The 26082-nt window shown below is 71.2% G+C and carries 24 protein-coding genes; 20 read left to right on the top strand and 4 right to left on the bottom strand.

Annotated features, from left to right (window positions below):
* Positions 1 to 38: 38 nt before the first annotated feature.
* Positions 39 to 1478, bottom strand: coding sequence for an aspartate aminotransferase family protein (locus tag ACYVDO_RS18610; RefSeq protein ID WP_460938689.1), 1440 nt, complete (start codon positions 1476 to 1478; stop codon positions 39 to 41).
* On the bottom strand, positions 1475 to 1957 hold the full coding sequence (locus tag ACYVDO_RS18615) for an Lrp/AsnC family transcriptional regulator (RefSeq protein ID WP_460938691.1): 483 nt from the start codon (positions 1955 to 1957) through the stop codon (positions 1475 to 1477). Before ACYVDO_RS18615 ends, ACYVDO_RS18610 begins: the two co-directional genes overlap by 4 nt.
* A 170-nt stretch (positions 1958 to 2127) precedes the next feature.
* Between ACYVDO_RS18615 and ACYVDO_RS18620 the strand changes: the two genes are divergently transcribed.
* The 7 genes from ACYVDO_RS18620 (at position 2128) to ACYVDO_RS18650 (ending at position 10607) form a co-directional block, all read left to right on the top strand.
* Positions 2128 to 3576, top strand: coding sequence for a gamma-aminobutyraldehyde dehydrogenase (locus tag ACYVDO_RS18620; protein WP_460938693.1), 1449 nt, complete (start codon positions 2128 to 2130; stop codon positions 3574 to 3576).
* Positions 3577 to 3741: 165 nt separating this feature from the next.
* A complete protein-coding gene (locus ACYVDO_RS18625; RefSeq protein WP_460938695.1) occupies positions 3742 to 4965 on the top strand; it encodes a polyamine ABC transporter substrate-binding protein in 1224 nt (407 codons plus the stop codon).
* 3 nt (positions 4966 to 4968) lie between these two features.
* Positions 4969 to 6126 carry an ABC transporter ATP-binding protein gene (locus ACYVDO_RS18630; protein ID WP_460938697.1) on the top strand — a complete coding sequence of 386 codons (1158 nt, stop codon included), beginning with the start codon at positions 4969 to 4971 and terminating at the stop codon, positions 6124 to 6126.
* The gene (locus ACYVDO_RS18635; RefSeq protein WP_460938699.1) at positions 6119 to 7030 is read left to right on the top strand and encodes an ABC transporter permease; all 912 of its coding nucleotides are present in this window, start codon (positions 6119 to 6121) and stop codon (positions 7028 to 7030) included. Before ACYVDO_RS18630 ends, ACYVDO_RS18635 begins: the two co-directional genes overlap by 8 nt.
* Positions 7030 to 7821, top strand: coding sequence for an ABC transporter permease (locus tag ACYVDO_RS18640; RefSeq protein ID WP_460938701.1), 792 nt, complete (start codon positions 7030 to 7032; stop codon positions 7819 to 7821). The genes ACYVDO_RS18635 and ACYVDO_RS18640 overlap by 1 nt, the downstream gene beginning before the upstream one ends.
* Positions 7822 to 7827: 6 nt before the next feature.
* The gene (locus ACYVDO_RS18645; protein WP_460938703.1) at positions 7828 to 9105 is read left to right on the top strand and encodes a saccharopine dehydrogenase family protein; all 1278 of its coding nucleotides are present in this window, start codon (positions 7828 to 7830) and stop codon (positions 9103 to 9105) included.
* Between the two features lie 119 nt (positions 9106 to 9224).
* Positions 9225 to 10607, top strand: coding sequence for an HNH endonuclease signature motif containing protein (locus ACYVDO_RS18650; RefSeq protein ID WP_460938705.1), 1383 nt, complete (start codon positions 9225 to 9227; stop codon positions 10605 to 10607).
* 52 nt (positions 10608 to 10659) lie between these two features.
* Here the strand turns inward: ACYVDO_RS18650 and ACYVDO_RS18655 are convergent, their stop codons facing one another.
* Positions 10660 to 11229: a YbhB/YbcL family Raf kinase inhibitor-like protein gene (locus tag ACYVDO_RS18655; RefSeq protein WP_460938707.1), complete on the bottom strand. Its 570-nt coding sequence runs from the start codon at positions 11227 to 11229 to the stop codon at positions 10660 to 10662.
* Between the two features lie 135 nt (positions 11230 to 11364).
* Between ACYVDO_RS18655 and speB the strand changes: the two genes are divergently transcribed.
* From speB to ACYVDO_RS18700, 9 genes are all read left to right on the top strand, one after another.
* Positions 11365 to 12513, top strand: coding sequence for an agmatinase (gene speB, locus ACYVDO_RS18660; protein WP_460938709.1), 1149 nt, complete (start codon positions 11365 to 11367; stop codon positions 12511 to 12513).
* Positions 12513 to 13973 (top strand): NAD-dependent succinate-semialdehyde dehydrogenase, encoded by a 1461-nt coding sequence (locus tag ACYVDO_RS18665; RefSeq protein ID WP_460938711.1) that lies wholly within the window; start codon positions 12513 to 12515, stop codon positions 13971 to 13973. Before speB ends, ACYVDO_RS18665 begins: the two co-directional genes overlap by 1 nt.
* 129 nt (positions 13974 to 14102) lie before the next feature.
* Positions 14103 to 15164 carry a DnaB-like helicase C-terminal domain-containing protein gene (locus ACYVDO_RS18670; protein ID WP_460938713.1) on the top strand — a complete coding sequence of 354 codons (1062 nt, stop codon included), beginning with the start codon at positions 14103 to 14105 and terminating at the stop codon, positions 15162 to 15164.
* Positions 15165 to 15287: 123 nt separating this feature from the next.
* The gene (locus tag ACYVDO_RS18675) at positions 15288 to 15647 is read left to right on the top strand and encodes a barstar family protein (RefSeq protein WP_460938715.1); all 360 of its coding nucleotides are present in this window, start codon (positions 15288 to 15290) and stop codon (positions 15645 to 15647) included.
* A gap of 112 nt (positions 15648 to 15759) precedes the next feature.
* Positions 15760 to 17016, top strand: a complete 1257-nt coding sequence (gene dxr / locus ACYVDO_RS18680; protein ID WP_460938717.1) for a 1-deoxy-D-xylulose-5-phosphate reductoisomerase — start codon at positions 15760 to 15762, stop codon at positions 17014 to 17016.
* On the top strand, positions 17013 to 18380 hold the full coding sequence (locus ACYVDO_RS18685) for a M50 family metallopeptidase (protein WP_460938719.1): 1368 nt from the start codon (positions 17013 to 17015) through the stop codon (positions 18378 to 18380). The genes dxr and ACYVDO_RS18685 overlap by 4 nt, the downstream gene beginning before the upstream one ends.
* A gap of 142 nt (positions 18381 to 18522) precedes the next feature.
* Positions 18523 to 19683 carry a flavodoxin-dependent (E)-4-hydroxy-3-methylbut-2-enyl-diphosphate synthase gene (gene ispG, locus ACYVDO_RS18690; RefSeq protein WP_460938721.1) on the top strand — a complete coding sequence of 387 codons (1161 nt, stop codon included), beginning with the start codon at positions 18523 to 18525 and terminating at the stop codon, positions 19681 to 19683.
* Between the two features lie 126 nt (positions 19684 to 19809).
* Complete coding sequence (locus ACYVDO_RS18695; protein ID WP_460938723.1) at positions 19810 to 20655, top strand: GNAT family N-acetyltransferase; 846 nt, start codon at positions 19810 to 19812, stop codon at positions 20653 to 20655.
* A complete protein-coding gene (locus ACYVDO_RS18700; RefSeq protein ID WP_460938725.1) occupies positions 20652 to 20996 on the top strand; it encodes a hypothetical protein in 345 nt (114 codons plus the stop codon). Before ACYVDO_RS18695 ends, ACYVDO_RS18700 begins: the two co-directional genes overlap by 4 nt.
* Before the next feature lie 110 nt (positions 20997 to 21106).
* Here the strand turns inward: ACYVDO_RS18700 and ACYVDO_RS18705 are convergent, their stop codons facing one another.
* Complete coding sequence (locus ACYVDO_RS18705) at positions 21107 to 21739, bottom strand: pyridoxamine 5'-phosphate oxidase family protein (RefSeq protein ID WP_460938727.1); 633 nt, start codon at positions 21737 to 21739, stop codon at positions 21107 to 21109.
* 191 nt (positions 21740 to 21930) lie between these two features.
* Between ACYVDO_RS18705 and ACYVDO_RS18710 the strand changes: the two genes are divergently transcribed.
* From ACYVDO_RS18710 to ACYVDO_RS18725, 4 genes are read left to right on the top strand one after another with little or no spacing between them, the layout of a single operon-like run.
* Entirely contained in the window at positions 21931 to 23715 is a 1785-nt protein-coding gene (locus ACYVDO_RS18710; RefSeq protein WP_460938729.1) for a proline--tRNA ligase, read from the top strand.
* Complete coding sequence (locus ACYVDO_RS18715) at positions 23715 to 24497, top strand: HAD family hydrolase (protein ID WP_460938731.1); 783 nt, start codon at positions 23715 to 23717, stop codon at positions 24495 to 24497. Before ACYVDO_RS18710 ends, ACYVDO_RS18715 begins: the two co-directional genes overlap by 1 nt.
* 33 nt (positions 24498 to 24530) lie before the next feature.
* Entirely contained in the window at positions 24531 to 25280 is a 750-nt protein-coding gene (locus tag ACYVDO_RS18720; protein ID WP_460938733.1) for a TSUP family transporter, read from the top strand.
* Complete coding sequence (locus ACYVDO_RS18725; protein WP_460938735.1) at positions 25271 to 26059, top strand: nucleoside/nucleotide kinase family protein; 789 nt, start codon at positions 25271 to 25273, stop codon at positions 26057 to 26059. Before ACYVDO_RS18720 ends, ACYVDO_RS18725 begins: the two co-directional genes overlap by 10 nt.
* The last annotated feature ends 23 nt before the right edge of the window (positions 26060 to 26082 follow it).

Consider the following 26082-nt stretch of genomic DNA (forward strand, 5'->3'; position numbering starts at 1 on the left):
CGGGACGGCTGACGGGGCTGCTGACGGGGCGGGTGTCGTCAGAGGTGCTTCTCGGCGTCCTTGAGCACCGACCGGAGCCGGCTCTCGATGTCGTCGAACTCCGCCTGCCCGATGATCAGCGGCGGCGCGAGCTGGATGACGGGGTCGCCACGGTCGTCGGCGCGGCAGTAGATGCCGGCGTCGAACAGCGCCTTGGAGAGGTAGCCGCGCAGGAGCCGCTCGGACTCCTCGTCGTTGAACGTCTCACGGGTCTCCTTGTCCTTGACGAGCTCGATGCCGTAGAAGAAGCCGGCGCCGCGGACGTCACCGACGATCGGCAGGTCGAGCAGCTTCTCCAGGGTGGCCCGGAACCGCGGGGCGTTCTCCTTGACGTGGTCGTTGAGGCCCTCGCGCTCGAAGATGTCGAGGTTCTCCATCGCGACCGCGGCCGAGACCGGGTGGCCACCGAAGGTGTAGCCGTGCGGGAAGTAGGTGGTGCCCTTCCTGAACGGCTCGAACAGCCGGTCGCTGGCGATCATCGCGCCGATGGGGGAGTAGCCCGAGGTCATGCCCTTGGCGCAGGTGATGATGTCGGGCACGTAGTTGAAGTCGTCGCAGGCGAACATCGAGCCGATCCGGCCGAAGGCGCAGATGACCTCGTCGGAGACGAGCAGCACGTCGTACTCGTCGCAGATCTCGCGGACCCGCTCGAAGTACCCGGGCGGCGGCGGGAAGCAGCCGCCGGAGTTCTGCACCGGCTCGAGGAAGACGGCGGCGACCGTGTCGGGGCCCTCGAACTCGATCGCCTCGGCGATCCGGTCGGCGGCCCAGCGGCCGAACGCCTTCTCGTCGTCGCGCAGGTGCTCCGGGGCGCGGTAGGAGTTGGTGTTCGGCACCTTGAAGGCGCCGGGCACGAGCGGCTCGAACATCTCCTTGGCGGCCGGGATGCCGGTGATCGACAGCGCCCCCTGGGGGGTGCCGTGGTACGCCACGGAGCGGCTGATCACCTTGTGCTTGGTCGGCTTGCCGACCAGCTTCCAGTACTGCTTGGCCAGCTTCCACGCGGTCTCGACGGCCTCGCCGCCACCCGTGGTGAAGAAGACGCGGTTGAGGTCGCCCGGCGCACCGGCGGCGAGGCGCTCGGCCAGCTCGATGGCCTTGGGGTGGGCGTAGGACCACAGCGGGAAGAACGCGAGGTCCTTGGCCTGCTTGGCGGCGGCCTCGGCGAGCTCGGTGCGGCCGTGGCCGACCTGGACGACGAACAGGCCCGAGAGGCCGTCGATGTACTCGTTGCCGCGGTCGTCCCAGATCTTGTGTCCCTCACCGCGCACGATGATGGGCACGCTGTGGGCCAGGCCGCCGTCGCTGCGGTCCTCGAAGACCGAGTGGCGGGTGAAGTGCATCCACAGGTGGTCGCGGGCCGCCTCGGAGTACAGGGCGCCCGAGGGTGTGCGCAGGTCGGAGGAGGGTTCGTAGGCGGCAGTGGGCTCTGTGGTCATCGCGTTCCCCAGTTGTAGTGCTGCTTGTTGAGTTTCAGGTAGACGAAGGTCTCCGTGGACTGGACCCCGGGCAGGGTCCGCACCCGCTTGGTGAGCAGCTCGAGGAGCTGGTCGTCGTCCTCGCAGACGACCTCGGCCAGCAGGTCGAAGCTGCCGGCGGTGGTGACGACGTAGTCGACCTCGGGCATCCGGGTCAGCGCGTCACCCACCGGCGTGAGGTCGCCGTCGACGCGGATCCCGATCATCGCCTGGCGGCGGAAGCCCACCTGGAGCGGATCGGTCACCGCGACGATCTGCATGACCCCCGAGTCCAGCAGCCGCTGCACGCGCTGGCGCACGGCGGCCTCCGAGAGCCCCACCGACTTTGCGATGGTGGCGTAGGACTGCCGGCCGTCTTCCTGGAGGTGCTCGATGATCGCCTTGGCGACGTCGTCGAGGCGCGCCTCGTGGTTGTTGGCCGACCGGGTCACGCCCGCCATGGTGTCCTGTCCGGCAGGCGTCCGCAAGTCCCTCAGCAACGGAATCCGAAGGCAAATTCTTAAATCGGTGTTGATTTCCGCGATCTCTTGCTCCGAACCTATTGAAATCACGCGTGGCGCGGTTACAGTTCCAGACACCGGATTCCGTACCGAACCCACGGGAGAGCTCTGTGACCCCCACGCCGCGTGTCCTGCGCAACTTCATCAACGGCGAGTACGTCGACGCGGAGACCGACGCGACGACCGACATCGTCAACCCGGCCACGGCGCAGGTCGTGGCGACGGCCCCCGTGTCGTCCCAGGCCGATGTCGACAGGGCGTATGCCGCCGCTGACGCCGCCTTCGCCGAGTGGGGCCAGACCACGCCGAGCGAGCGCCAGAAGGCGCTGCTCGGCTTCGCCGACGCGATCGAGCGGCGCGCCGACGAGTTCGTCCGCCTCGAGGCCGAGAACACCGGCAAGCCGCACGCCCTGACGGCGAGCGAGGAGCTGCCGCCGATGGTGGACCAGCTGCGGTTCTTCGCCGGCGCGGCCCGGGTGCTCGAGGGGAAGTCGGCCGGCGAGTACATGAAGGGCCACACGTCATGGGTGCGGCGCGAGCCGATCGGCGTCGTCGGCCAGGTGACCCCGTGGAACTACCCGATGATGATGGCGGTCTGGAAGATCGGTCCCGCGCTGGCCGCGGGCAACACCATCGTGCTCAAGCCGTCGGACACCACGCCCGAGACCACGCTGCTGATGGCGGAGATCGCCGCCGAGTTCCTCCCCCCGGGCACCTTCAACGTCGTGACCGGCGACGCGTCGACCGGCCGGGCCGTCGTGTCGCACCGGACCGCGGCCCTGGTGGCCATCACCGGCTCGGTGCGGGCCGGCATGCAGGTGGCCGAGGCGGCCTCGCACGACGTCAAGCGGGTGCACCTCGAGCTGGGGGGCAAGGCGCCGGTCGTGGTGTTCGACGACGCCGACATCGAGGCGGCGGTCGAGGGCATCGCAGGGGCGGGCTACTTCAACGCCGGGCAGGACTGCACCGCCGCCACCAGGGTGCTCGCAGCACCGCGGATCCACGACGACTTCGTCTCGGCGCTCGCCGAGTTCGCCAGCACCTCGACCAAGGTCGGCATGCCCGAGGACGAGGACGCGGCGTTCGGGCCGGTGAACAACGCCAACCAGCTCCAGCGGGTCCAGGGCTTCCTCGAGCGGCTGCCCGACCACGCCAGGGTCGCGGCGGGCGGCCACCGGGTGGCGTCGCTGGGGGACGGCTTCTTCCTCGAGCCGACGGTGCTCTCGGGGCTGAGGCAGGACGACGAAGCCATCCAGAACGAGATCTTCGGGCCGGTCATCACCGTCCAGCAGTTCACCGACGAGGACGAGGCCGTGCGCTGGGCGAACGGCGTCGACTACGGCCTGGCCTCCAGCGTCTGGACCCGGGACTTCGGGCGTGCGATGCGCATGTCCAAGCGGCTCGACTTCGGCGCGGTCTGGATCAACACCCACATCCCGATCGTGGCCGAGATGCCCCATGGCGGCTTCAAGCGGAGCGGCTACGGCAAGGACCTGTCCATGTACGGCTTCGAGGACTACACCCGGATCAAGCACGTCATGGCCAACATCGAGAGCTGAGCCGCCACCGAGACGCCACCTCGTCCCCCGGCCCGACGCCACCCCATCCCGGGGCCTCCCCGCCCCCGCACTCACTGGCCACCCGAGCCAGGAACCCCCGTCCGTCCCGTCCCCCCTCACCCGGTCGCGAGGTCAGCTCCGTCCGGCAGACCCTCGGAGGTCCCCATGACCGAACTCGACAACCTGGCCCTGCGCGCGGCGCTCGCACGCGGGACCATCACCCGCCGCACCGCCATGGCCGGCGGTGCGGGTGCCATCGCCCTGGCGCTGGCTGCCTGCGGCAGCAAGGGGAAGAACCCCACGGCATCGGGGTCGGGCTCCGCCGCCCCGACGGCGAAGGCCGCCCAGGACCTGTCCGACACCGAGAAGGTGGTCAACTGGTCGAACTGGCCGGAGTACATCGACGTCAACGACAAGACGCAGGCCCGCCCCAGCCTCGTGGAGTTCACGAAGAAGACCGGGATCAAGGTCAACTACACCGAGGACTACAACGACAACGACGAGTTCTACGCCAAGGTGCGCCCGCTGCTCGCCGACGGCAAGGACACCGGCCGTGACGTCTGGTGCAGCACCGACTGGATGGTCGCCCGCCTCATCCGCCAGGGCTACGTCCAGAAGCTCGACCTCGCCAACATCCCCAACCACAAGAACATCGACGGGTCGCTGCTCGACGTCGAGTTCGACAAGGGGCGGCTGTACTCCCTGCCGTGGCAGAGCGGGTTCGCCGGCATCGCGTACAACCCCGCGGCCACCGGCGGCAAGAAGGTCGAGTCCGTCGACCAGCTCCTCACCGACCCGGCCCTCAAGGGCAAGGTCACCCTCCTGACCGAGATGCGCGACACGGTCGGCCTCGTGATGCTCGCGATGGGCAAGAAGCTCGAGAGCTTCACCGACGCGGACTTCAACGCCGCCATCGACGAGCTCAAGAAGGCCAAGGACGCCGGTCAGATCAAGGGCTTTACGGGCAACGAGTACACCAAGCCGCTCGCGTCGGGCGACACCGCCGCGTGCTTCGCCTGGACCGGCGACGTGGTCCAGCTGCAGGCGGACAACCCCAAGCTCGGCTACGTCCTGCCGAAGACCGGCGCGACGCTGTGGTCGGACAACTTCGTCATCCCCGGCATGGCACAGCACAAGAAGAACGCCGAGACCCTCATCAACTACTACTACGACCCGGCGGTCATGGCGATGGTCGTCGACTATGTCAACTACATCTCGCCGGTCCAGGGCACCAAGCAGGTGCTGGAGAAGCAGGACCCGAGCGTGGCGAACAACCCGCTGATCATCCCCGACGCCGCGACGCTCGCCAACGCGCACGTCTTCCGGGGGCTCACCGCCGCCGAGGAGACCAAGTACAGCGCGGCGTTCGCCGACCTCACGGCGGGCTGAGCCATGGTCGAGACGCTCCGGCACCTGCCGGACGACGCGGGGCCGCAGTCGGGTCGCCGGGTGGGCGTGGAGGACCTGCGGCTCGTCGGCATCAGCAAGGTCTTCGACACCTTCACGGCCGTCCAGCCGATGGATCTCACCGTGCCCGCTGGCAGCTTCTTCGCGTTGCTCGGCCCCTCGGGGTGCGGCAAGACCACCACCCTGCGCATGGTGGCCGGGCTCGAGGACCCGACCACGGGCAAGATCCTCATCGGTGACCGTGACATCACCGACCTCAAGGCGTACAAGCGCAACGTCAACACCGTCTTCCAGTCCTACGCGCTGTTCCCGCACATGACGGTCGCCGACAACGTCACGTTCGGCCTCAAGCGGCGCGGCGACAAGGACGCGAAGCGCAAGGCGCAGGAGGCGCTCGAGCTGGTCCAGCTCCAGGCCGTCGCGGACAAGAAGCCGGCCCAGCTCTCGGGTGGCATGCAGCAGCGCGTCGCCCTTGCCCGGGCCATCGTCAACCGCCCCGACGTCCTCCTGCTCGACGAGCCGCTCGGCGCGCTGGACCTCAAGCTCCGCCGCCAGATGCAGATCGAGCTCAAGCGCATCCAGCAGGAGGTCGGCCTGACCTTCATCCACGTCACCCATGACCAGGAGGAGGCCATGACCATGGCCGACTCCATCGCGGTGATGAACCAGGGCGTGGTCGAGCAGCTCGCTGACCCGGCGACGCTCTACGAGAACCCCGCCTCGACCTTCGTCGCGAACTTCCTCGGCCAGTCCAACCTGCTCCGGGCGCGGATCGAGGGGGAGGCAGGCGAGGGCCTGCTGCGTGCCCGCACGCACGACCAGGAGCTTGTCGTCCGCGCGGACCGCGTGCCCGACGGCATCCGGGACGTGTGGGTCGGGGTGCGCCCGGAGAAGCTGCGTCTCGGCGGGGCAGGGCGCAACACCCTGCGCGGGGTGGTGACCGACGCGTCCTTCACCGGCGTGTCGACGCAGTACCTCGTGCGGATGCCGTGGGACTTCGAGCTCATGGTGGTGCAGCAGAACGACGGGTCGGCGCGGGCGCACGTGGGCGAGACGGTGGCGGTGTCCTGGGAGCCCGGGCACGAGTTCGTCCTCGACCAGCGGCAGTCCGACACCGCCGGCGCGGACCTCGACGATGAGTAGCGCCGCCCTGCCCTCCGCCGGGCGCCCCCCGGTGCGCCGGGCACGCACGAACTGGGTCCCCTACGCGCTGCTGCTTCCGGGACTGCTGTGGCTGTTCGTGTTCTTCGTCGTCCCGATGATCACGCTCGCGTCGCAGTCGCTGCAGGAGGGCGACGTCGACAACGGCTACACCTTCACGGGCAACGTCGCGGTCTACGGACAGGCCCTGCAGGACTACTGGCCGCAGCTGGTCCGGTCCATCGGGTACTCCGCGACGGCCACGGTGCTGGCGCTGCTGCTCGGGTACCCGCTGGCGTACTTCATCGCCAGCCGGCGCGGGGCGTGGAAGAACATCCTGCTCGTCCTCGTCATCGCGCCCTTCTTCACCAGCTTCCTCATCCGCACGCTCGCGTGGCAGACGATCCTGGCCGACAACTACCTGCCGGCCCGCATCGCCCGCGCCGTCCACTTCACCGACCTGCTCCAGCTGCTCAACCTGTCCGAGAACTCCTCGCTCCTGTCGAGCAAGTTCGCGGTGATCTGCGGCCTCACCTACAACTTCCTGCCGTTCATGATCCTGCCGTTGTTCACCTCGCTGGACCGGCTGGACGGCAGGCTGCTCGAGGCCTCCCGTGACCTGTATGCGACGCCGCGCCAGACCTTCCGGTACGTCACCTGGCCGCTCTCGCTGCCCGGCGTCGTGGCCGGCACCCTGCTCACCTTCATCCCGGCAGCCGGTGACTACATCAACTCCAAGCTGCTCGGGAACACCCAGACCGTGATGATCGGGCAGGTCATCGACGCGCAGTTCCTGCGGGTGCTCAACTACCCGCTCGCGGCAGCCCTGTCGTTCGTCCTGCTGGTCCTCATCCTGGCGCTCGTGACCGCCTACGTGCGGCGAGCCGGCACCGAGGAGCTCGTCTGATGGCCTGGGTCCGACGCCACCTGCTCACGTTCGCGGCGATGTTCACGCTGTTCATCCTGCTGCTGCCGAACGTCGTGGTCGCGCTCTTCTCCTTCAACAAGCCCAACGGCCGCTACAACTACCAGTGGGTGCGGTTCTCCACGGAGGCGTGGGCCAACCCCTGTGGCACACCGGGCATCTGCGACTCGCTCGGGCTCAGCCTGCGGATCGGGATCACCGCCTCGGTGGTCGCGACCATCCTGGGCACGATGGTGGCGTTCGCGCTGGGGCGGTTCAGGTTCCGTGGGCGGGCGACGACCAACCTGCTCATCTTCATGCCGATGGCGACGCCGGAGGTCGTGATGGGCTCGAGCCTGCTGACCCTCTTCGTCATGATGGGTCTGTCGACGGGCGCCCTGGCGATCCTCATCGCCCACATCATGTTCTGCGTCAGCTTCGTCGTGGTGGCCGTCAAGGCGCGGGTCGCCTCGCTCGACCCGCGGCTCGAGGAGGCGGCAGCGGACCTCGGCGCGACCCCGGTGGCGACGTTCATGAAGGTGACGCTGCCGCTGGTCGCTCCCGGGATCGCGGCAGGGGCGCTGCTGGCGTTCTCGCTCAGCTTCGACGACTACATCATCACCAACTTCAACGCGAGCCCGAGCTCGGTGACCTTCCCGATGTACGTCTGGGGAGCCGCGCAGCGCGGCACGCCGGTGCAGATCAACGTCGTCGGCACGGTGATGTTCGTCCTGTCGGTCGGCATCGTCCTCACCGCGCAGCTCATCTCCCGGCGCAGGGCCAGGAAGGCATAGGAACCCATGCGAGTCCTCATGATCGGCGCCGGCGGCGTCGGTGACGCCGCCGCGCGCATCGCCGTCGAGCGCGACTTCTTCGAGCGGTTGGTGGTGGCCGACTACGAGCTGTGGCGGGCTGAGCGCACGGTGGCCGAGGCCTCCGCCCGCCGGCCGGGTGAGTCGCGCCTGGTCGCCGCGCAGGTCGATGCGTCCGACGAGGCCGCGGTGGCGGCGCTGGCGCGTGAGCACGGCGCGACGCACGTCCTCAACGCGGTCGACCCCCGGTTCGTCATGCCGATCTTCCGGGGTGCGCTGGCAGCGGGCGCCGGCTACCTCGACATGGCCATGAGCCTGTCGCAGCGTCACCCGCAGGAGCCGTATGCCCGGACGCACGTCAAGCTCGGGGACGACCAGCTCGCGATGGCGGGGGAGTGGGAATCCGCCGGGCAGCTGGCACTGCTGGGGATGGGCGTGGAGCCGGGCCTGTCCGACGTGCTGGCGCGGTACGCCTCGGACCACCTCTTCTCGCACATCGAGGAGCTGGGGACGCGCGACGGCGCCAACCTGGCCGTGTACGACGACGAGGGCAACGAGACCTTCGCCCCGGGCTTCTCGATGTGGACCATCATCGAGGAGTGCCTCAACCCGCCGGTGGTGTGGGAGAAGCAGCGGGCCGACGCGGCCGGCGGCGACCTGGAGGCCGGGTTCTTCACCCTCCCGGCGTTCAGCGAGCCGGAGGTGTTCGACTTCCCCGGCGGCATCGGGCCGGTGGAGTGCGTGCACGTCGAGCACGAGGAGGTCCTGCTCATGCCGCGCTGGCTCGACGCCGAGCGCGTCACCTTCAAGTACGGACTCGGCGAGGAGCTCATCACCATCCTTCGGACGCTGCGCACCCTGGGCCTGGACCGCACGGATCCCGTCCGGGTCAAGGGCGTCGAGGTCTCGCCCCGCGACGTGGTCGCCGCGGTGCTGCCCGACCCCGCGACCATCGGCCCGCGCATGAAGGGCAAGACCTGCGCGGGGGTGTTCGTGACGGGCACCGGCAAGGACGGCCGCCCGCGCCGGACCTACCTCTACCACGTGTCCGACAACGAGGAGACGATGCGCGAGTACGGCGCCCAGTGCGTCGTGTGGCAGACCGCGGTCAACCCGGTCGTCGCGCTCGAGCTGCTCGCGACGGGCGCCTGGGAGGGCAGCGGGGTCAAGGGCCCCGAGGCGTTCGACGCGGTGCCGTTCCTCGACCTCCTCGCCGCGCCGAAGCCCGAGGGGTACGGCTCGCCCTGGGCCATCGAGGACCGCTGACCGGAGCCCGGACAGCGCCGGGCGTTGGAGGGTCGACTCTCACGAAAGTCATTGCGGTGCAGCTGTTTTCGCCGCTACCAGCCTTGTGGGAATGTTCGAACACCTGTACGATTAGGGGCATGTCAATCAGCCCCATCACCGTCCAGCGCGACCGAAGACAGCGCGAGCTGTGGGACCGCACCGCCGAGGTGGCGGGGCGGCTCAACCGGGTCCAGGCGGAGCTGGTGGACATCGCGACTGAGCTGCTCGAGGGCAGGCACTGGGGTGACGGGGGCTTTCGTTCGCCCGAGCACTACCTGGTCGTCCGGGCTGCCCTGTCGCCCGCGCGTGCCCGTGACGTCGTGGCGGTGGCTCGTCGCAGGGCCGAGCTCCCCGTCGTCGCCGAAGCCGTGTCCGAGGGGGTGCTGTCGCTCGACCAGGCTGCTGTCGTCGCCCACCACGTCCCGGTGTCCCACCAGCGGTCGGTGGGGGAGCTGGCTCGGCATCTGACGGTGCCGCAGCTGCGCAGGGCGGTCTCCCGTCACGCCTTCGCCGTCGCGAGGACCTCGATGGACCAGGAGCCGGGGGAGCTCTCGGGGGGAGACGGGGAGCCCCGTGCCGAGGAGGTCCCCGCGGTGTCGGAGGCCGAGCGGCGTGCGTGTGCCCGACCCGAGCTCTCGATGTCCTATGACCGTGACGGACGCTTCCAGCTGCGCTACTCGGCGCCCGCCACGGTCGGGGCGCTGGTGGAACAGGCGGTTCGCGAGGCCAAGGACGCGCTCTTCCTCGCCGCCCGCGCAGGCGCGGACCACGGACAGGATGAGCGAGCGCGGGCCTCAGCGGTCGCCGGCCCCTGGCCGAGCCACGCGGAGGCGTTCGAGGAGATCGCCCGCCGCTCGTTGGACACCCTGACGTCCTCGTCGCGCAGCAGCCACTACCGGGTCTACGTCCACCTCTCCACCGATGGTGCCTGGGTCAACGGACGCGGCGCCATCCCGCTCGCCCTCGTGGAACGGCTCCTCGTCAACGGTGCGGTGCAGCCGGTGTGGGAGACCGACGGCAAGCCCGTCGCCGTTGGGCGGTCCATGCGGATCCTGCCCGACCGGGCGCGCCGGCTCGTCGAGGACCGCGACCGTGGCTGCCGGTTCCCGGGCTGCACCGCCACGCGTTTCGTCGAGGTCCACCACCTCGTGCGCTGGGCCGAGGGAGGGGCCACGGACCCGGGCAACCAGGCGTGCCTGTGCACCTTCCACCATGACGCGATCGACCGCGGTGACTACACGGTCGAGGGCGATCCCGGTCGGCTGGACGGCCTCGTCGTGCGCAACCGGTACGGCCTGGTGGTCGGTCCGCCCGTCACCTCCGGGATGGCGCGGCCCCCGGGTATCGGAAGGCAGCAGACCCGGGTCGGGCGTGGGGCCACGGACCGGGCTCCCACGGCATACCGACCGCCGACGGGTGAGGCGGTCCGCTGGGCCGACCTCGAGCTCGGACCCGACGACTCCCTGCCCCCACCGGGGTGAGCGGTGGGGGCCGGCCCGACGATGACCTCGGCGACGTCGCCTGCCCGTGACGTCAGTGCGAGCGTCGGTACGTCGCCGTGAGGCGACCCTGCGCGAGTGCGCCACCCCGGACCGCCTCGAGGGCGTCTGCCAGGGCGGCCCCGTCGCGCAGCCCGGTGGGTGATCGCAGGGCCACCACGGTGAACCGGTAGTGGTGGGTCCCACTGGGCGGGCACGGCCCCATCCAGGCCGCCTTGCCGGCGCTGTTGCGCGCCTGCACCCCGGGCGGCGTCACCCCTTCGGGGATCGACCGGGTGCTCGGGGGCAGGTCGAGCAGCACCCAGTGCGTGAAGGTGCCCGAGGGCGCGTCCGGGTCGTCGACCACGAGGGCGAGGGCGGCAGCGCCGGTGGGCACGCCGGACCACGCGAGCGGGGGCGAGGTCCCCGGCCCGTCGCAGGTGTAGCGGCGCGGGACCGTCCCGCCCTCGACGAACGCCTCGCTGGTCACGGTGATGGTGCTGGGTGCGTTCACGGCCTCGGTCATCGACACCTCCTGGGAGCTCGACCCCATGCCCCCGCACGCCGACACCAGGACGACCGCCAGGACGCCCCGCGCAGACCGGCCGACCGCGGCAGGCTCCATCCCTCCACCATGCCACCGACGCGCCCGAATTCGCCTCCTGTCAATGACACCTGGCCCATCCGCGAGTCGACGGACCCTGCCCCGAAAGGGGTGACCGGGCTGCCGCCGGTCCGGGGCGAGCACTAGGTTGGGGACATGGCGCGCTACGGGCAGCAGTACGGCCCCGACTTCACCTTCCTGGGCGTGGACCGCTGCGACCTCGACGACGAGAGCACGTATGCCGGCGCCGACGTGGTCGTCCTGGGCGCACCCTTCGACGGGGGCACCTCGCACCGGCCCGGGACGAGGTTCGGACCCCAGGCGATCCGGATGACCGACTACCTTCCGCACGACGGCTCGCGGCCCTCGCTGGCCCTGCGCACCGACGGCCTCGTCGACCTCAGGGTCGTCGACGCCGGCGACGTCGAGATGTACTCCGGCGACATCGAGGTGGCCCTGCCTGCCCTGGAGGCGGCGGTCGAGAAGGTCGCCCGGGCCGGCGCGATCCCCGTGGTCCTCGGCGGCGACCACTCGATCGCCTACCCCGACGCCAAGGGGGTGGCCAACGTCCTGGGGCACGGCCGCGTCTCGATGATCCACTTCGACGCCCACGCCGACACCGGCGACATCGAGTTCGGCTCCCTGTGGGGCCACGGGCAGCCCATGCGCCGGCTCATCGAGTCGGGCGCCCTTCGCGGCGACCGTTTCCTCCAGGTCGGCCTGCGCGGCTACTGGCCCCCGCCGGAGACCCTCGACTGGATGGCCGGCCAGCGGATGCGCTCGTTCGAGATGACCGAGATCGTCCACCGCGGGCTGCAGGAGTGCCTCAGCGAGGCGTTCACGATCGCGACCGACGAGTGCGAGGGCGTCTTCCTCTCGGTCGACATCGACGTCTGCGACCCCGGCCACGCCCCGGGCACGGGCACCCCGGAGCCCGGCGGCCTCAGCGCGCGGGAGCTGCTCGACTCGGTGCGGCGGATCTGCCTCGAGCTGCCGGTGGTCGGCATCGACGTCGTCGAGGTCAGCCCGCCCTACGACCACGCCGACATCACCGCGGCGCTCGCCAACCGGGTCGTCCTCGAGGCGCTGTCGGCCATCGCCCGACGGCGTCAGGACGAGCGCGACGGCACCCGCTGGGATCCCTCCCTGCCGCTGCTGTCGGGCCGCAACGCCGCCATCCCGCAGGGCCACCTCCCGCACCACCACACGCACGAGACCCACGACGCGGCCCGGCCCGGCACCGCACCGGATCCCGCCATCGACACCGACACCGACACCGCTGCACACGACGGAGGCACCCGCTGATGGCCCTGAACCAGAAGTCCCTGATCGAGTCCGTCCCGAAGGGCCTGCTGGTCGGGGGGTCGTGGCGGGACTCCTCCGACGGCGCGACGATCGCGGTGGAGGACCCCTCGAGCGGGGCGACGATCACCCACGTGGCGGACGCGACGGTGGCGGACGGCAAGGCCGCGCTGGACGCCGCCGTGGCGGCCCAGGCGAGCTGGGCGGCGACGCCACCGCGGGACCGGGGGGAAATCCTGCGGTCGGCGTTCGAGCGGATCACCGCGCGCGCGGACGAGTTCGCGATGCTGATGACGCTCGAGATGGGCAAGACGCTGGCCGAGTCCCGGGGTGAGGTGACCTACGGGGCGGAGTTCTTCCGGTGGTTCAGCGAGGAGGCGGTGCGGATCTCCGGGCGCTGGTCCACCGCTCCGAACGGCGCGACCCGGCTGCTGACGATGAAGAAGCCGGTCGGGCCCACGCTGATGATCACGCCGTGGAACTTCCCGCTGGCGATGGGCACGCGCAAGATCGGCCCGGCCATCGCGGCCGGGTGCACGATGGTGGTCAAGCCGGCCAGCCAGACCCCGCTGACGATGCTGGCGCTGGCCCAGCTGCTGGCCGACTGCGGCCTGCCCGACGGCGTCCTCAACGTCGTCACGACGAGTCGCACCGGCGACGTGATGGAGCCGATCATCCGCGACAGCCGGCTGCGCAAGCTCACCTTCACCGGGTCCACCGGGGTCGGGCGGCGCCTGGTCGAGCAGTCCGCGCAGCAGCTGCTGCGGGTCTCGATGGAGCTCGGTGGCAACGCCCCGTTCATCGTGTTCGAGGACGCCGACCTCGACCGCGCGGTCGAGGGCGCGATGCTGGCCAAGATGCGCAACATCGGGGAGGCGTGCACCGCCGCGAACCGGTTCTACGTGCACGAGTCGGTCGTGGACGACTTCGCCGACCGCCTCGCCAAGCGAATGGGGGCGCTGACGCTGGGCAAGGGCACCAAGAAGGGGGTCGACGTCGGCCCGCTGATCGACGGCAAGGCCCGCGACGGCGTCGCCGAGCTGGTCGAGCACGCCCGCTCCCAGGGTGCGACGGTCGTCACCGGTGGCAAGGTGGTGCCCGGCCGCGGCTACTTCTACGAGCCCACCGTCATCACCGGCGTGGCCAAGGACGCCCGGATGATGACCGAGGAGATCTTCGGCCCCGTCGCCCCGATCGCCTCGTTCCGCACCGAGGCCGAGGCCGTCGAGCTCGCCAACGACACCGAGTACGGCCTGGCGTCCTACGTGTTCACCACCGACCTGGGCCGGATGATCCGCGTGGCCGAGGGCCTGCAGTACGGCATGATCGGCATCAATCAGGGCATCATCTCCAACCCCGCCGCCCCGTTCGGCGGGGTCAAGGCCTCCGGCTTCGGCCGCGAGGGCGGCTTCGAGGGCATCGAGGAGTACCTCGAGACGACCTACGTCGGCATCGCTCCCTGACCCTCGTCGGGAGCCGCCTGTCCCTATCGTTCCCTTTCGCCCCGTAGGTCCGGTTGCGCATCGGCCACTCGGCGGGGGTCTGCGCCAAAGTGCCCTCGGCGAGCGGGAATCGGTAGTTGAATTCGCGCCATGAGCGTGGACGAGATGGGGGTCCTGACCCCGCTGCACCAGGGTGCGCCCACCCCGCGTGAAGGTGCACGGCTGAAGTCCCTGTCCGAGGTGATGAGCGAGACGGACGAGAAGCTGCGCCTCGGGCACAGTGCCGGGGCCCGCGTGTGGCCCACGGGCTTCGGGGCCCTCGACGTGGCGCTCACCGGTGGCTTCCGCTCCGGCGAGCTCGTCCTGCTCGGCGGTCCCCAAGGCCTGGGCAAGACCGCGATGATGCTCCAGGTGCTGCGCAACGCCGTCGCGGCGAACCGCACTGCCGTGTTCTTCTCCTACGAGCACGGGGCCCACAGCATCCTGGAGCGGCTGCTCGCGATCGAGGCGGCCGAGGTGGCCGGCACCGACGGGGTGAACCTCACCAAGATCAGGGCCGCCTTCGAGGCGCGGCACAGCACCGCCAACAACCTCGCTTCCCGGTTCGCCAACGCCCCCGGTGGGCCGGAGGCGGTCCGGTCGCTCGAGGGCTACGCCGACCGGCTGCACATCCACACCAGCAGCGGCCTGCACACGACCCTGGAGACGATCCACGACACGATCGCCGAGCTCGCCCAGCGCGACGGGCGCGCCCCGATGGTCCTCGTGGACTACCTCCAGAAGATCCCGTTGCCCGGCTCCAGCCTCGCCGAGGAGGAGCGGGTCGCCACGGTGGTCGAGCGGCTCAAGGACTTCGCGCTCGAGTTCGCCGTCCCGGTGGTGTCGATCGTGGCCGCCGAGAAGGGCAGCCTCGTCGGCGGTCGCCGGATGCGCGTCCACGACCTGCGTGGCTCCTCGGCCCTCGCGTACGAGTCCGACATCGTGCTCATCATCAACGAGAAGTACGACGTGGTCGCCAAGCACCACCTCGTCTACCACCTCGGCAACGCCGAACGGTTCCGCCAGTGGGTCGTGCTGTCGATCGAGAAGAACCGCAACGGCGTGGACCACCTGGAGCTGGAGTTCCAGAAGCGGTTCGACCAGGGCCGGTTCGAGACGGAGGGTCGCGTCGTCGAGGAGCAGCTCATCGAGGAGCGGGTCTTCCGCGAGTGAGCCGGCCAACTCCACCGTTCGGGCGGTGGCGGGACGTCCGCTGCCCTGTTTCGACCCGTGTGCCGTGGCGTCGGGAGCCGCACCTCCGCCGGGCCGTCGGCCTGCCGTCCACCGGGAGCCGTCGTGGTGCGTGAGCTGGGGTCGGGCACGTCGGTGAGCGACCTCGTGCGATCGGCGCGCGACGACGGTCAGGACGTCCTCGTCGTGCCCGCGGGGGCAACCGTGGGACAGAGCCTGGACTGGTTCGCCGAGACGCTCCGCCTCCCCGACTGGTTCGGGCGCAACCTCGACGCGCTCGCCGACTGCCTGCACGACCTGGCGGAGGAGGATCCTCCCGAGGGCGCCGGCGGACGCGTGCTCGTCTGGGACCGCGTCGCCGCGCTCAAGGTCGTCGACCCCGACGGCTACGACGGCATCCGGTCGGTGCTCGTCGAGGTCGAGGACGAGCACCCCTGCCTGGCCGTCGTGGTCGTCGACCGCTGACGCCGGCCCGGCCCTGGATGGCGACTGTCTCGTCGGGCGCGTGCCGTCGGTGGTGCCGGGGTCCCTCCCGTGGAGTGGTGGCCCGCCTGTGACGTGCGGGGTCCACCAGGCAATGGGGGACAATGGGGACGTGACTCCACCGCGCACCGTCGCCGTCCTCGGCTCGACCGGGTCCATCGGGACCCAGGCCCTCGACGTCGTCGCGCGCAACCCCGACCGGTTCCGGGTGACGGCGCTCTCCGCCGGCGCCAACCTCGACCTGGTCGCCGATCAGGCCGTCGCCTTCGAGGTCGAGCTGCTGGCCGTCGCCCGGGGCACCCACGAGGCGGTGGCCGACGCGGTCGCCGCGCACGCGCGCCGGGCCGGCCGGCCGGCATACCGCCCGCAGGTCGTGGTGGGGCAGGACGCTGCGGTGACGGCGGCAGCGAGCGGTGCGGACGTGGTCCTCAACGGGATCACCGGGTCGATCGGGCTGCGGCCGACGCTGGCCGCGCTCGCGGCCGGGTCGCGCCTGGCCCTGGCCAACAAGGAGTCGCTCATCGTCGGTGGCCCGCTGGTGAAGGCCGCGGCTGCCCCCGACCAGATCGTGCCCGTCGACTCCGAGCACTCCGCGATCGCGCAGAGCCTGCGCGGTGGGCGTGCCGAGGAGGTGCGCCGGCTGGTCGTGACGGCCAGCGGTGGGCCGTTCCGCGGGCGCAGCCGCGAGTCGCTGCGCGGCGTGACGCCGGCCGAGGCGCTCGCCCACCCGAACTTCTCGATGGGCCGGGTCATCACCACCAACTCGGCCACGCTGGTCAACAAGGGCCTGGAGGTCATCGAGGCGCACCTGCTCTTCGACATCCCGTTCGACGCCATCGAGGTCGTGGTGCACCCGCAGCAGATGATCCACTCGATGGTCGAGTTCGTCGACGGCTCCACGATCGCCCAGGCAGGCCCGCCGCGCATGCTCGTGCCGATCGCGCTCGGCCTGTCCTGGCCGGACCGGCTCGCCGACGTCGACGTCCCGGTCGACTGGACCCGGGCGCAGGCCTGGGAGTTCGAGCCGCTCGACGACGAGGCGTTCCCCGCGGTCCGGCTCGCCCGGCAGGTGGGGGAGTCGGGAGGCAGCTACCCGGCCGTCTACAACGCGGCCAACGAGGTGGCGGTCGACGCCTTCCACGACGGGCGCATCCGGTTCACCGACATCGTCGACACGGTCGAGCGGGTCGTGCAGGAGCACGCCGGGATCGATTCGGCCGCGCTGTCCGTTGAGGACGTGTTGCGGGCCGACGAGTGGGCCCGCGGCCGAGCACGGAAGGTGCTGGGGCTGCCGGTCCCCGGCACCCCCACCACCACCGAAGACACCGCCACCCAGGGGGCCCCCGCGTGACTGTCCTGCTCTACATCCTCGGGGTGCTGTTCGTCGCGCTCGGCGTGGGCCTGTCGATCGGCCTGCACGAGATCGGCCACCTCGTGCCGGCCAAGAAGTTCGGCGTCAAGGTGACCCAGTACATGGTGGGTTTCGGCCCCACCCTCTGGTCGACCCGGCGCGGCGAGACCGAGTACGGCGTCAAGGCGATCCCGCTCGGCGGGTACATCCGGATGATCGGGATGTTCCCGCCGCGCCCCGGGGACAAGCCGGGCACGCTGCGCGTGTCGTCCACCGGGCGGTTCTCCCAGCTCGCCGACGAGGCGCGCCAGCTCAGCCTGGAGGAGATCAAGCCCGGTGACGAGGACCGGGTGTTCTACAAGCTGTCGGTGCCGAAGAAGGTCGTCGTGATGCTCGGTGGCCCGATGATGAACCTGCTGATCGGCGTCGTCCTGCTCGGCGGGATCGTCTCCCTCTACGGCGTGGCCACCCCCCAGAAGGGTGCCGACGTCGCCGCGGTCAGCGAGTGCGTCGTCTCGGCGGCCCAGGTCACCGCCAAGACGACCTGCACGCCTGCCGACCCCAAGACGCCGGCGTACCGGGCGGGAATCAAGCCCGGTGACCGGTTCGTGTCCATCGCCGGACAGCCGATCACGTCGACCACCGACGTGGGCACGCTCGTGCGGCCGCGCGTCGGCCAGCCCACCCCGGTCGTCGTCGAGCGCGACGGGCACCAGGTCACCCTGACCGTCACGCCGATCCGCAACACCGTCCAGCAGGTCGACGCCCAGGGCCGCCCCAGGGTCGACGCCCAGGGCAACCCCGTCACCGTCGACGCCGGCTTCATCGGCGTCAGCAGCCAGACGCCCGTGGCCTACGTCCCCCAGCCGGTGACCGAGGTCCCGGGGATCGTCGGCGAGCAGCTCAAGGCGACGGCGGGGATCATCCTGAAGATCCCGCAGAAGATGAAGGGCGTGGCGGAGGCCGCCTTCGGCTCCGGCCAGCGCGACCCCAACGGCCCGGTCTCGGTCGTCGGCGTGGGCCGGATGGCGGGTGAGGCGGCATCGGGCGGCGTGTCGTGGATCGGGGGCCCGAACGGCATCAACCCGTTCGTGTTCCTGCTGAGCCTGATGGCGTCGCTCAACTTCGCGCTCTTCGTCTTCAACCTGGTCCCGCTGCTGCCGCTCGACGGCGGGCACGTCGCCGGCGCGCTGTGGGAGGGCCTCAAGCGGTCGGTCGCGCGGATCCTGCACCGCCCCGACCCCGGTCACGTCGACGTCGCCAAGGCGCTGCCGGTGGCGTATGCCGTGTCCACCGTGCTCATCGTGATGTCGGCCCTGCTCATCTACGCCGACGTGGTCAAGCCCGTCAACCTCGGCGGCTGACGCACGAGCGGAGGAGGGTTGCGGGCCGAGGAACGAGGCACGCGGCCCGGGTGAGCGAGCAGGAAGCCGCCGTAGAGGCTCGGCGGGTAGCGTCCCCACCCTGCGGGGGGCGAGGGGCGCGGCATACCGGATAATGGACACCATGACTGTTGGTCTCGGTATGCCGGCGCTTCCTCCGCCCGTCCTCGCCCCCCGGCGCAAGACGCGCAAGATCAAGGTCGGCAAGGTCGAGGTCGGCGGCGACGCGCCCATCTCGGTGCAGTCGATGTGCACGACCCCGACGACGGACATCAACGCGACGCTGCAGCAGATCGCCGAGCTCACCGCCGCCGGGTGCGACATCGTCCGGGTGGCCTGCCCCTCGCAGGACGACGCCGACGCGCTGCCCGCGATCGCGCGCAAGTCGCAGATCCCGGTGATCGCCGACATCCACTTCCAGCCCAAGTACGTCTACGCCGCGATCGACGCGGGCTGCGCGGCCGTCCGGGTCAACCCGGGCAACATCCGCCAGTTCGACGACCAGGTCAAGCAGATCGCGCGGGCCGCCAAGGACGCGGGGGTCTCGATCCGGATCGGTGTCAACGCCGGCTCGCTCGACAAGCGGCTGCTGGAGAAGTACGGCAAGCCGACCGCCGAGGCGCTGGTCGAGTCGGCGGTGTGGGAGGCGAGCCTCTTCGAGGAGCACGACTTCCACGACTTCAAGATCTCGGTGAAGCACAACGACCCCGTCGTCATGGTGCGGGCCTACGAGCTGCTGTCCGAGCGGGGCGACTGGCCGCTGCACCTCGGGGTCACCGAGGCCGGCCCCGCGTTCCAGGGCACGATCAAGTCCGCGACCGCGTTCGGGGCGCTGCTGTCCAAGGGCATCGGCGACACCATCCGCGTGTCGCTCTCGGCCCCTCCCGTGGAGGAGGTCAAGGTCGGCAACCAGATCCTGCAGTCGCTCAACCTCAAGCCGCGCAAGCTCGAGATCGTCTCCTGCCCCTCCTGCGGCCGGGCCCAGGTCGATGTCTACAAGCTCGCCGAGGAGGTCACCGCGGGGCTCGAGGGCATGACCGTCCCCCTGCGCGTCGCCGTCATGGGCTGCGTCGTCAACGGCCCCGGCGAGGCGCGTGAGGCCGACCTCGGCGTCGCCTCCGGCAACGGCAAGGGCCAGATCTTCGTCAAGGGCGAGGTCATCAAGACGGTGCCCGAGTCGCAGATCGTCGAGACCCTCATCGAGGAGGCCATGCGCATCGCCGAGGAGATGGGCGAGCCCATGGACGACGCGGACGCCGGGGCCCCCTCCGTCACCGTCGGCTGAGCTTCCCGTCACCGTCGGCTGAGCTTCCCGTCACGGTCGGCTGGGCCTCCCCGCCGGCGGCAGCCCTTCCCTCGCGCCCACCGTCGTTCCGCGGCGTCGGGCCCCGGCGGGGCCTAGGCTGACACCGTGCTGCGCACCCGCAACCCGGTCCACGCCCTCTCGCCGTCGGACCGTGACGCCGCCCTCGAGGTCTGTTCGCGTGACCTCGCGGCCAACGTCTTCGTCGCGGCACGGCTGCTCGAGGGCGTCCTGACCACCCAGCCCGGCACCGTCCTCGGGCACAAGGTGGACGGGCGCCTGCAGTCCATGTGCTGGTCCAGCGCGAACCTCGTCCCCGTGGAGGCCGACGACCAGAGTATCGCCTGGTTCGCCGACCGGGTGCGGCGCTGGCGCCGGCACTGCGCCTCCATCCTGGGCCCTGCCGACCAGGTCGCCGAGCTGTGGCGGCTGCTCCAGCCGGCCTGGGGCCCGGCCCGCGCGGTCCGGGCCAACCAGCCTCTCATGAGCATGATGGAGCTGCCCTCGTCCCTGGGGGTGGAGCTCGACCCACGGGTCCGCCCGGCCCGCCTCGACGAGGTCGACCTCGTGATGCCCGCGGCCGCCCACATGTTCGAGGGCGAGATCGGCTACAAGCCGTACACCGGCTCCGGGGCGGCCTACCGTCAGGCGCTGCTGGCCCTGATCGAGCGAGGGCACACCTTCGTCGTCGTCGAGGACGGCGCGGTCGTCTTCAAGGCGGACGTGGGGTCCGTGGCCCTCGGTTGCGCCCAGATCCAGGGCGTGTGGCTCGCGCCGCACCTGCGCGGACACGGCCTCGCCACTGCCCTGATGGCCTCCGTGGTCGAGCAGGTGATGCAGACCCGGGCGCGCTGGGTGACGCTGTACGTCAACGACTTCAACACCAGTGCCCGCGCGACCTACCGCAGTGTGGGGTTCCACGACGTCGGGACCTTCTCGACCGTCCTGCTGTGACGCCGGGTCCGCACGAGGTCCCCCCGGAGGGCCGCCCAGCCCTCGGTGGCGAGCAGCCCGAGCAGCCCGAGGCGGCCGAGCAGCTCCGGGGCCGCGGCGCCCTCGGTGGCGAGCAGCCCGAGCCGGCCGAGCCGAGGGAGGGAGAGCCGCGGCCGGGGACCATCGGCTTCTGGTTCTGGGGCAGCCTGCTCGGCTTCGGGGTCTTCCTGGTGCTCGTCCCCGGCCGCGACCCCAGGGCGCGCTTCTGGCTGGTCGCCGGCCTCGTGCTCGCCCTCGCGTCGCTGGTCGCCCTGGTCCGCACCGTCGTCACGCGGGCGAGGCGGAGCAGGTCGCGCCCCTGACCCCGGCTGAATCTTGGCCCAACATTCCCTGTGCTGGTGAACCTTCACCGCCCCAGGGAATGTTGGCCCAAGATTCAGCGCCCCGGGCCCGAGGTCCCGGGGGGAGGGGGTCAGTAGAGGCCGGTGGAGTACTGCTCGCCGTAGTAGCGCTCGAGCTCCTCGACGCTGTCCTCCGGCCGCTCGAGCGCCTTGGCGATCTGCGGCCGGGAGCCCACGGCCATCGGGTCCCAGGTCTCGGGGTGCCAGAGCCGGCTGCGCATGAAGGCCTTGGCGCAGTGGTGGAACACCTCGTCGACCTCGACGACCAGGGCGAGGACCGGGCGGTGCCCCTCGACGACCATGTGGTCGAACCAGGGCGCGTCGCTGACCAGGTGCGCACGGCCGTTGATGCGCAGCGTGTCGCCGCGGCCCGGGATGACGGAGACCAGCCCGACGTGGGGGTTGGACAGGACGTTGCGGTAGCCGTCGGCCCGCTTGTTGCCCCTGCGCTCCGGCACGGCGACCGTCGTGTCGTCCAGGACCCGGACGAAGCCGGGCGGGTCGCCCTTGGGCGAGACATCGCAGCTGCCGTCCGCGGCCGAGGTCGCCACGAGGCAGAACGGCGACGCCGCGAGCCACTGCCGGTCGAGCTCGTGCAGCGCCGGACGCGCCTTGTCCCGCACGCGCGGGAGCGGCTCGCCCAGCAGCGCGACGAGCTGCTCCTGCGTCTCGACCCGGGTCCCCGTGCGGCCGTTGGCGTCCATGGAGGTCAGGATCGCACGTCGGCCGTGGCGCCCGGGCCGTGGCGCCCTAGGCCCGGGTAGCCCGGGGCGGGTCGCCCGGGCCGGATAGCCGGGCCGGATCGCCCGGGCCGGGCCACGTGGGAAACCGCGGTGAGCACCCGGCATACGGACGGATATCCTTCCCGGTGGCCCCCCACCCGAAGGAGACCGAAGTGGCCCTGCGCATGTCGACCCTGTTCCTGCGGACCCTCCGCGAGGACCCGGCGGACGCAGAGGTGCCGAGCCACAAGCTCCTCGTCCGCGCGGGCTACATCCGGCGCGTCAGCCCCGGCATCTACACCTGGCTGCCGCTGGGCCTGAAGGTGCTGCGCAAGGTGGAGGGGATCGTGCGCCAGGAGATGGACGCCATCGGCGCGCAGGAGCTGCTGTTCCCCGCCCTGCTGCCCAAGGAGCCGTTCGAGGCGTCCGGCCGCTGGGAGGAGTACGGCGACAACATCTTCCGGCTCAAGGACCGCAAGGACGCCGACTACCTGCTCGGCCCCACCCACGAGGAGATGTTCACCCTCGCGGTGAAGGACCTGTTCTCCTCGTACAAGGACCTGCCGCTCTCGATCTACCAGATCCAGACGAAGTACCGCGACGAAGCCCGTCCGCGCGCCGGCCTGCTCCGGGGCCGCGAGTTCGTCATGAAGGACAGCTACTCCTTCGACATCGACGAGGCCGGCCTCGACAAGGCCTACCAGCTGCACCGCGACGCCTACATCCGCATCTTCGACCGGCTCGGCTTCCACTACGTCATCGTCCAGGCGATGGCCGGCGCCATGGGCGGGTCCAAGAGCGAGGAGTTCCTCGCCACCGCCGAGAACGGCGAGGACACCTACGTCTACTGCCCGCACTGCGGGTATGCCGCGAACGTCGAGGCCGTGCGGGTGCCGGCGCCCGACCCCGTGCCGTGGGACGACGCGCCCGCGGCGCACGCCGAGGACACCCCGGACACGCCCACGATCGAGACCCTCGTCGCCCACCTCAACTTGGCCTTCCCGCGGGAGGACCGGCCCTGGGAGGCGGGCGACACGCTCAAGAATGTGCTGGTGATGCTCGTCCACCCGGACGGGACCCGCGAACCCCTGGCCATCGGCGTGCCCGGTGACCGGGAGATCGACGAGAAGCGGCTCGGCGCCCAGGTGGAGCCAGCGGCGGTCGAGGCGTTCGACGAGAAGGACTTCGCCGCCAACCCCGCCCTGGTCAAGGGGTACATCGGGCCCGGCGCCCTCGGGGCCGAGAACCCCTCCGGCATCCGCTACCTGCTCGACCCGCGCGTCTCCGAGGGGACGCGCTGGGTGACCGGTGCCGACGTGTCCGGCAAGCACGTCATCGACCTGGTCGCCGGCCGCGACTTCACCGCCGACGGCGCGATCGAGGCCGCGGACGTGCGCCCGGGGGACGCCTGCCCGTCCTGCGGTCACGGGCTGGAGTCCGCACGCGGCATCGAGATGGGCCACATCTTCCAGCTCGGCACCAAGTACGCCGAGGCCCTCGACCTCAAGGTGCTGGACCAGCACGGCAAGCTGCAGACCGTCATCATGGGCTCCTACGGCGTCGGGGTCTCGCGCGCGGTGGCGTGCGTCGCCGAGGGCAACCACGACGAGCTGGGGCTGCGCTGGCCGCGGGAGATCAGCCCCGTCGACGTGCACGTCGTGGCCACCGGCAAGGACGTCACGCGCGATCCGGACGTCTTCTCGACCGGCGAGGAGGTCACCCGGGCGCTCGAGGCGCAGGGCCTGTCCGTGCTCTACGACGACCGCCAGAAGGTGAGCCCCGGCGTGAAGTTCAAGGACTCCGAGCTCATCGGCGTCCCGACGATCGTCGTCATCGGCAAGTCGCTCGAGAACGGAGTCGTGGAGATCAAGGACCGCGCGACCGGGGAGCGGCGCGAGGTGCCGGTCGCCGACGTCGTGGTCGAGGTGGTCCGCGAGGTCCGCGGCAGCGACGCCTGATGGCAGCCAGCTCGTCCGCCGGCGGGCACGCCCCCGTCGAGGCGGTGATCTTCGACTGGGGCGGCACCCTCACGCCGTGGCACGAGGTCGACCTGCCGGCGCAGTGGCGGGTCTTCGCCCGCGAGGTGCACGGCATCCCCGTCGAGTCGCCCGACATGGCCCCAGAGGACCTCGCCGAGGCCGACTCGCTCGCCCACCGCATCCTCATGGCCGAGGACGCCGCGTGGAAGCGGGGCCGTTCCGAGCACTCCAGCGCCTCCCTCGAGGAGGTGCTGGCGGAGGCCGGCGTCGACCCCGAGCACGACCGGCACCACCTGGCGCTCGCGGCATACCAACGCTTCTGGGAGCCGCACACCCACACGGACCCACAGGTCCGGCCGCTCTGGGAAGCCTTGCACGACAGGGGGATCCGCGTCGGCGTGCTCTCCAACACCATCTGGTCGAGGGCCTACCACCGCGAGCTGTTCCAGCGCGACGGGGTCCTCGACCTGGTCGACGGTGACGTCTACTCCTCCGAGATCCACGTGGTGAAGCCGCACCGCGAGGCGTTCCTGCTGGCCTGTGCGGCCGTGTCCGTGCAGCCGGAGCGCGCGGTCTACGTCGGCGACCGGCTCTTCGAGGACGTCCACGGGCCGCAGCAGGTCGGCATGCGCGCGATCTGGGTGCCGCACAGCGACATCCCGCAGGAGCAGCGCGTCGAGGTCGACGTCACGCCGGATGCCGAGGCGCACCAGCTCTCCGACATCGTCGGCATCGTCGACCGCTGGATGGCCGGGCACTGAGTGGGCGACCTCGCGACGAGCACACTGGCGCTCATGGCCCTGGCCGGTTTCGCCGCCGGCTGGGTCGACGCCGTCGTCGGGGGTGGTGGGCTCGTGCAGCTCCCTGCGCTCCTGCTGGGCTTCCCCGGCTCCACGCCCGCACAGCTGCTGGCCACCAACAAGGTGTCGTCGGTCTTCGGCACCGCGACCAGCTCGCTGACGTACTGGCGGCGGGTCCGGCCGGACCTGCGCACGGCCCTGCCCATGGCGGCCGTCGCCTTCGTCGGGTCGGCCGGGGGCGCGCTCATCGGCCTGCACATCCCGAAGTCCGCGTTCAACCCGATCATCCTGGTGATGCTCGTGGTGGTCGGCACCTACACGGTCGCGCGACCCTCCCTGGGGCAGGAGACGGCCCTGCGGTTCGACGGCCACCGGCACACGGTCGTCGCCATGCTCACGGGCTTCTGCATCGGCGTCTACGACGGCGCCCTCGGCCCGGGGACGGGCAGCTTCCTGGTCTTCGCGCTGGTGGGGCTGATGGGCTACGCCTTCCTCGAGGCCAGCGCCAAGGCCAAGATCGCCAACCTGGCCACCAACCTCGGCGCGCTGGCGGTCTTCGCGCCGGGCGGGCACGTCATGTGGGGGATCGGGCTGGTGATGGCGGCGGCGAACCTGCTGGGCGGCTACGCCGGCGCCAGGACGGCCGTGGCGCGGGGGAGCCGGTTCGTGCGCGTCGTGTTCGTGCTCGTGCTCGTGGCCTTCGTCGTCCGGATCGGTGGGCAGCTCCTGGGGTGGTGGGCCTGACGGACGGCAGCACGGCCCGGCACGCCTGGCACGCCCGGCACGCCCGGCACGCCCGGCACGCCCGGCACGCCCGGCACGGTGAGCCGGCGCTGGACGCCACCCTGGTGGCGCGGGTGCGCTCGCTCGTCGCGGCCGCGCGCGCGGACGGCCGCAGGCGGGTGCTCGGCATCGCCGGTGCTCCGGGCGCGGGCAAGACCACCCTGGTCACCGCGCTGCTCGCGGCGGCCGCCGGCACCGCCGAGCTCGCCGGGCACGTCGCCCACGTGCCGATGGACGGCTTCCACCTCACCGACGCCGAGCTGGTCCGGCTGGGTCGGCGCGACCGCAAGGGCGCCCCCGACACCTTCGACGCGGCGGCCTACGCCGCGGTGCTCGAGGCGGCCCGCTCGGTGCCGCGCCGCACCGTCCGGGCTCCCGCGTTCGACCACGCGGTGGGGGAACCGCAGCCGGGTGCGCTCGTCGTGCCGCTCGGGGCCGACGTCGTCCTCACCGAGGGCAACTACCTGCTTCTGGACGACGCCGCCTGGAGGCCGGTGCGGGCCCAGCTCGACGAGGTGTGGTTCTGCGCGCTCGCGGACGACGTGCGCCTCGAGCGGCTGGTGCAGCGGCACGTCGCTGCCGGACGGTCACCGGCCGACGCCCGTGCCTGGGTGCTCCGCTCGGACGAGGCGAACGCCGCCAGGGTCGCGCCGACGGTCTCGGGAGCCGACGTCGTGCTCGTGGACGGGGTCGTCGTGCCGGCTGGCCCAAGGGGCGCGGGAGCACCGGAGGAAGTCTGAGTCGCGTCACGGGGCGTCCACAG

This window comes from Phycicoccus ginsengisoli, assembly GCF_054779295.1.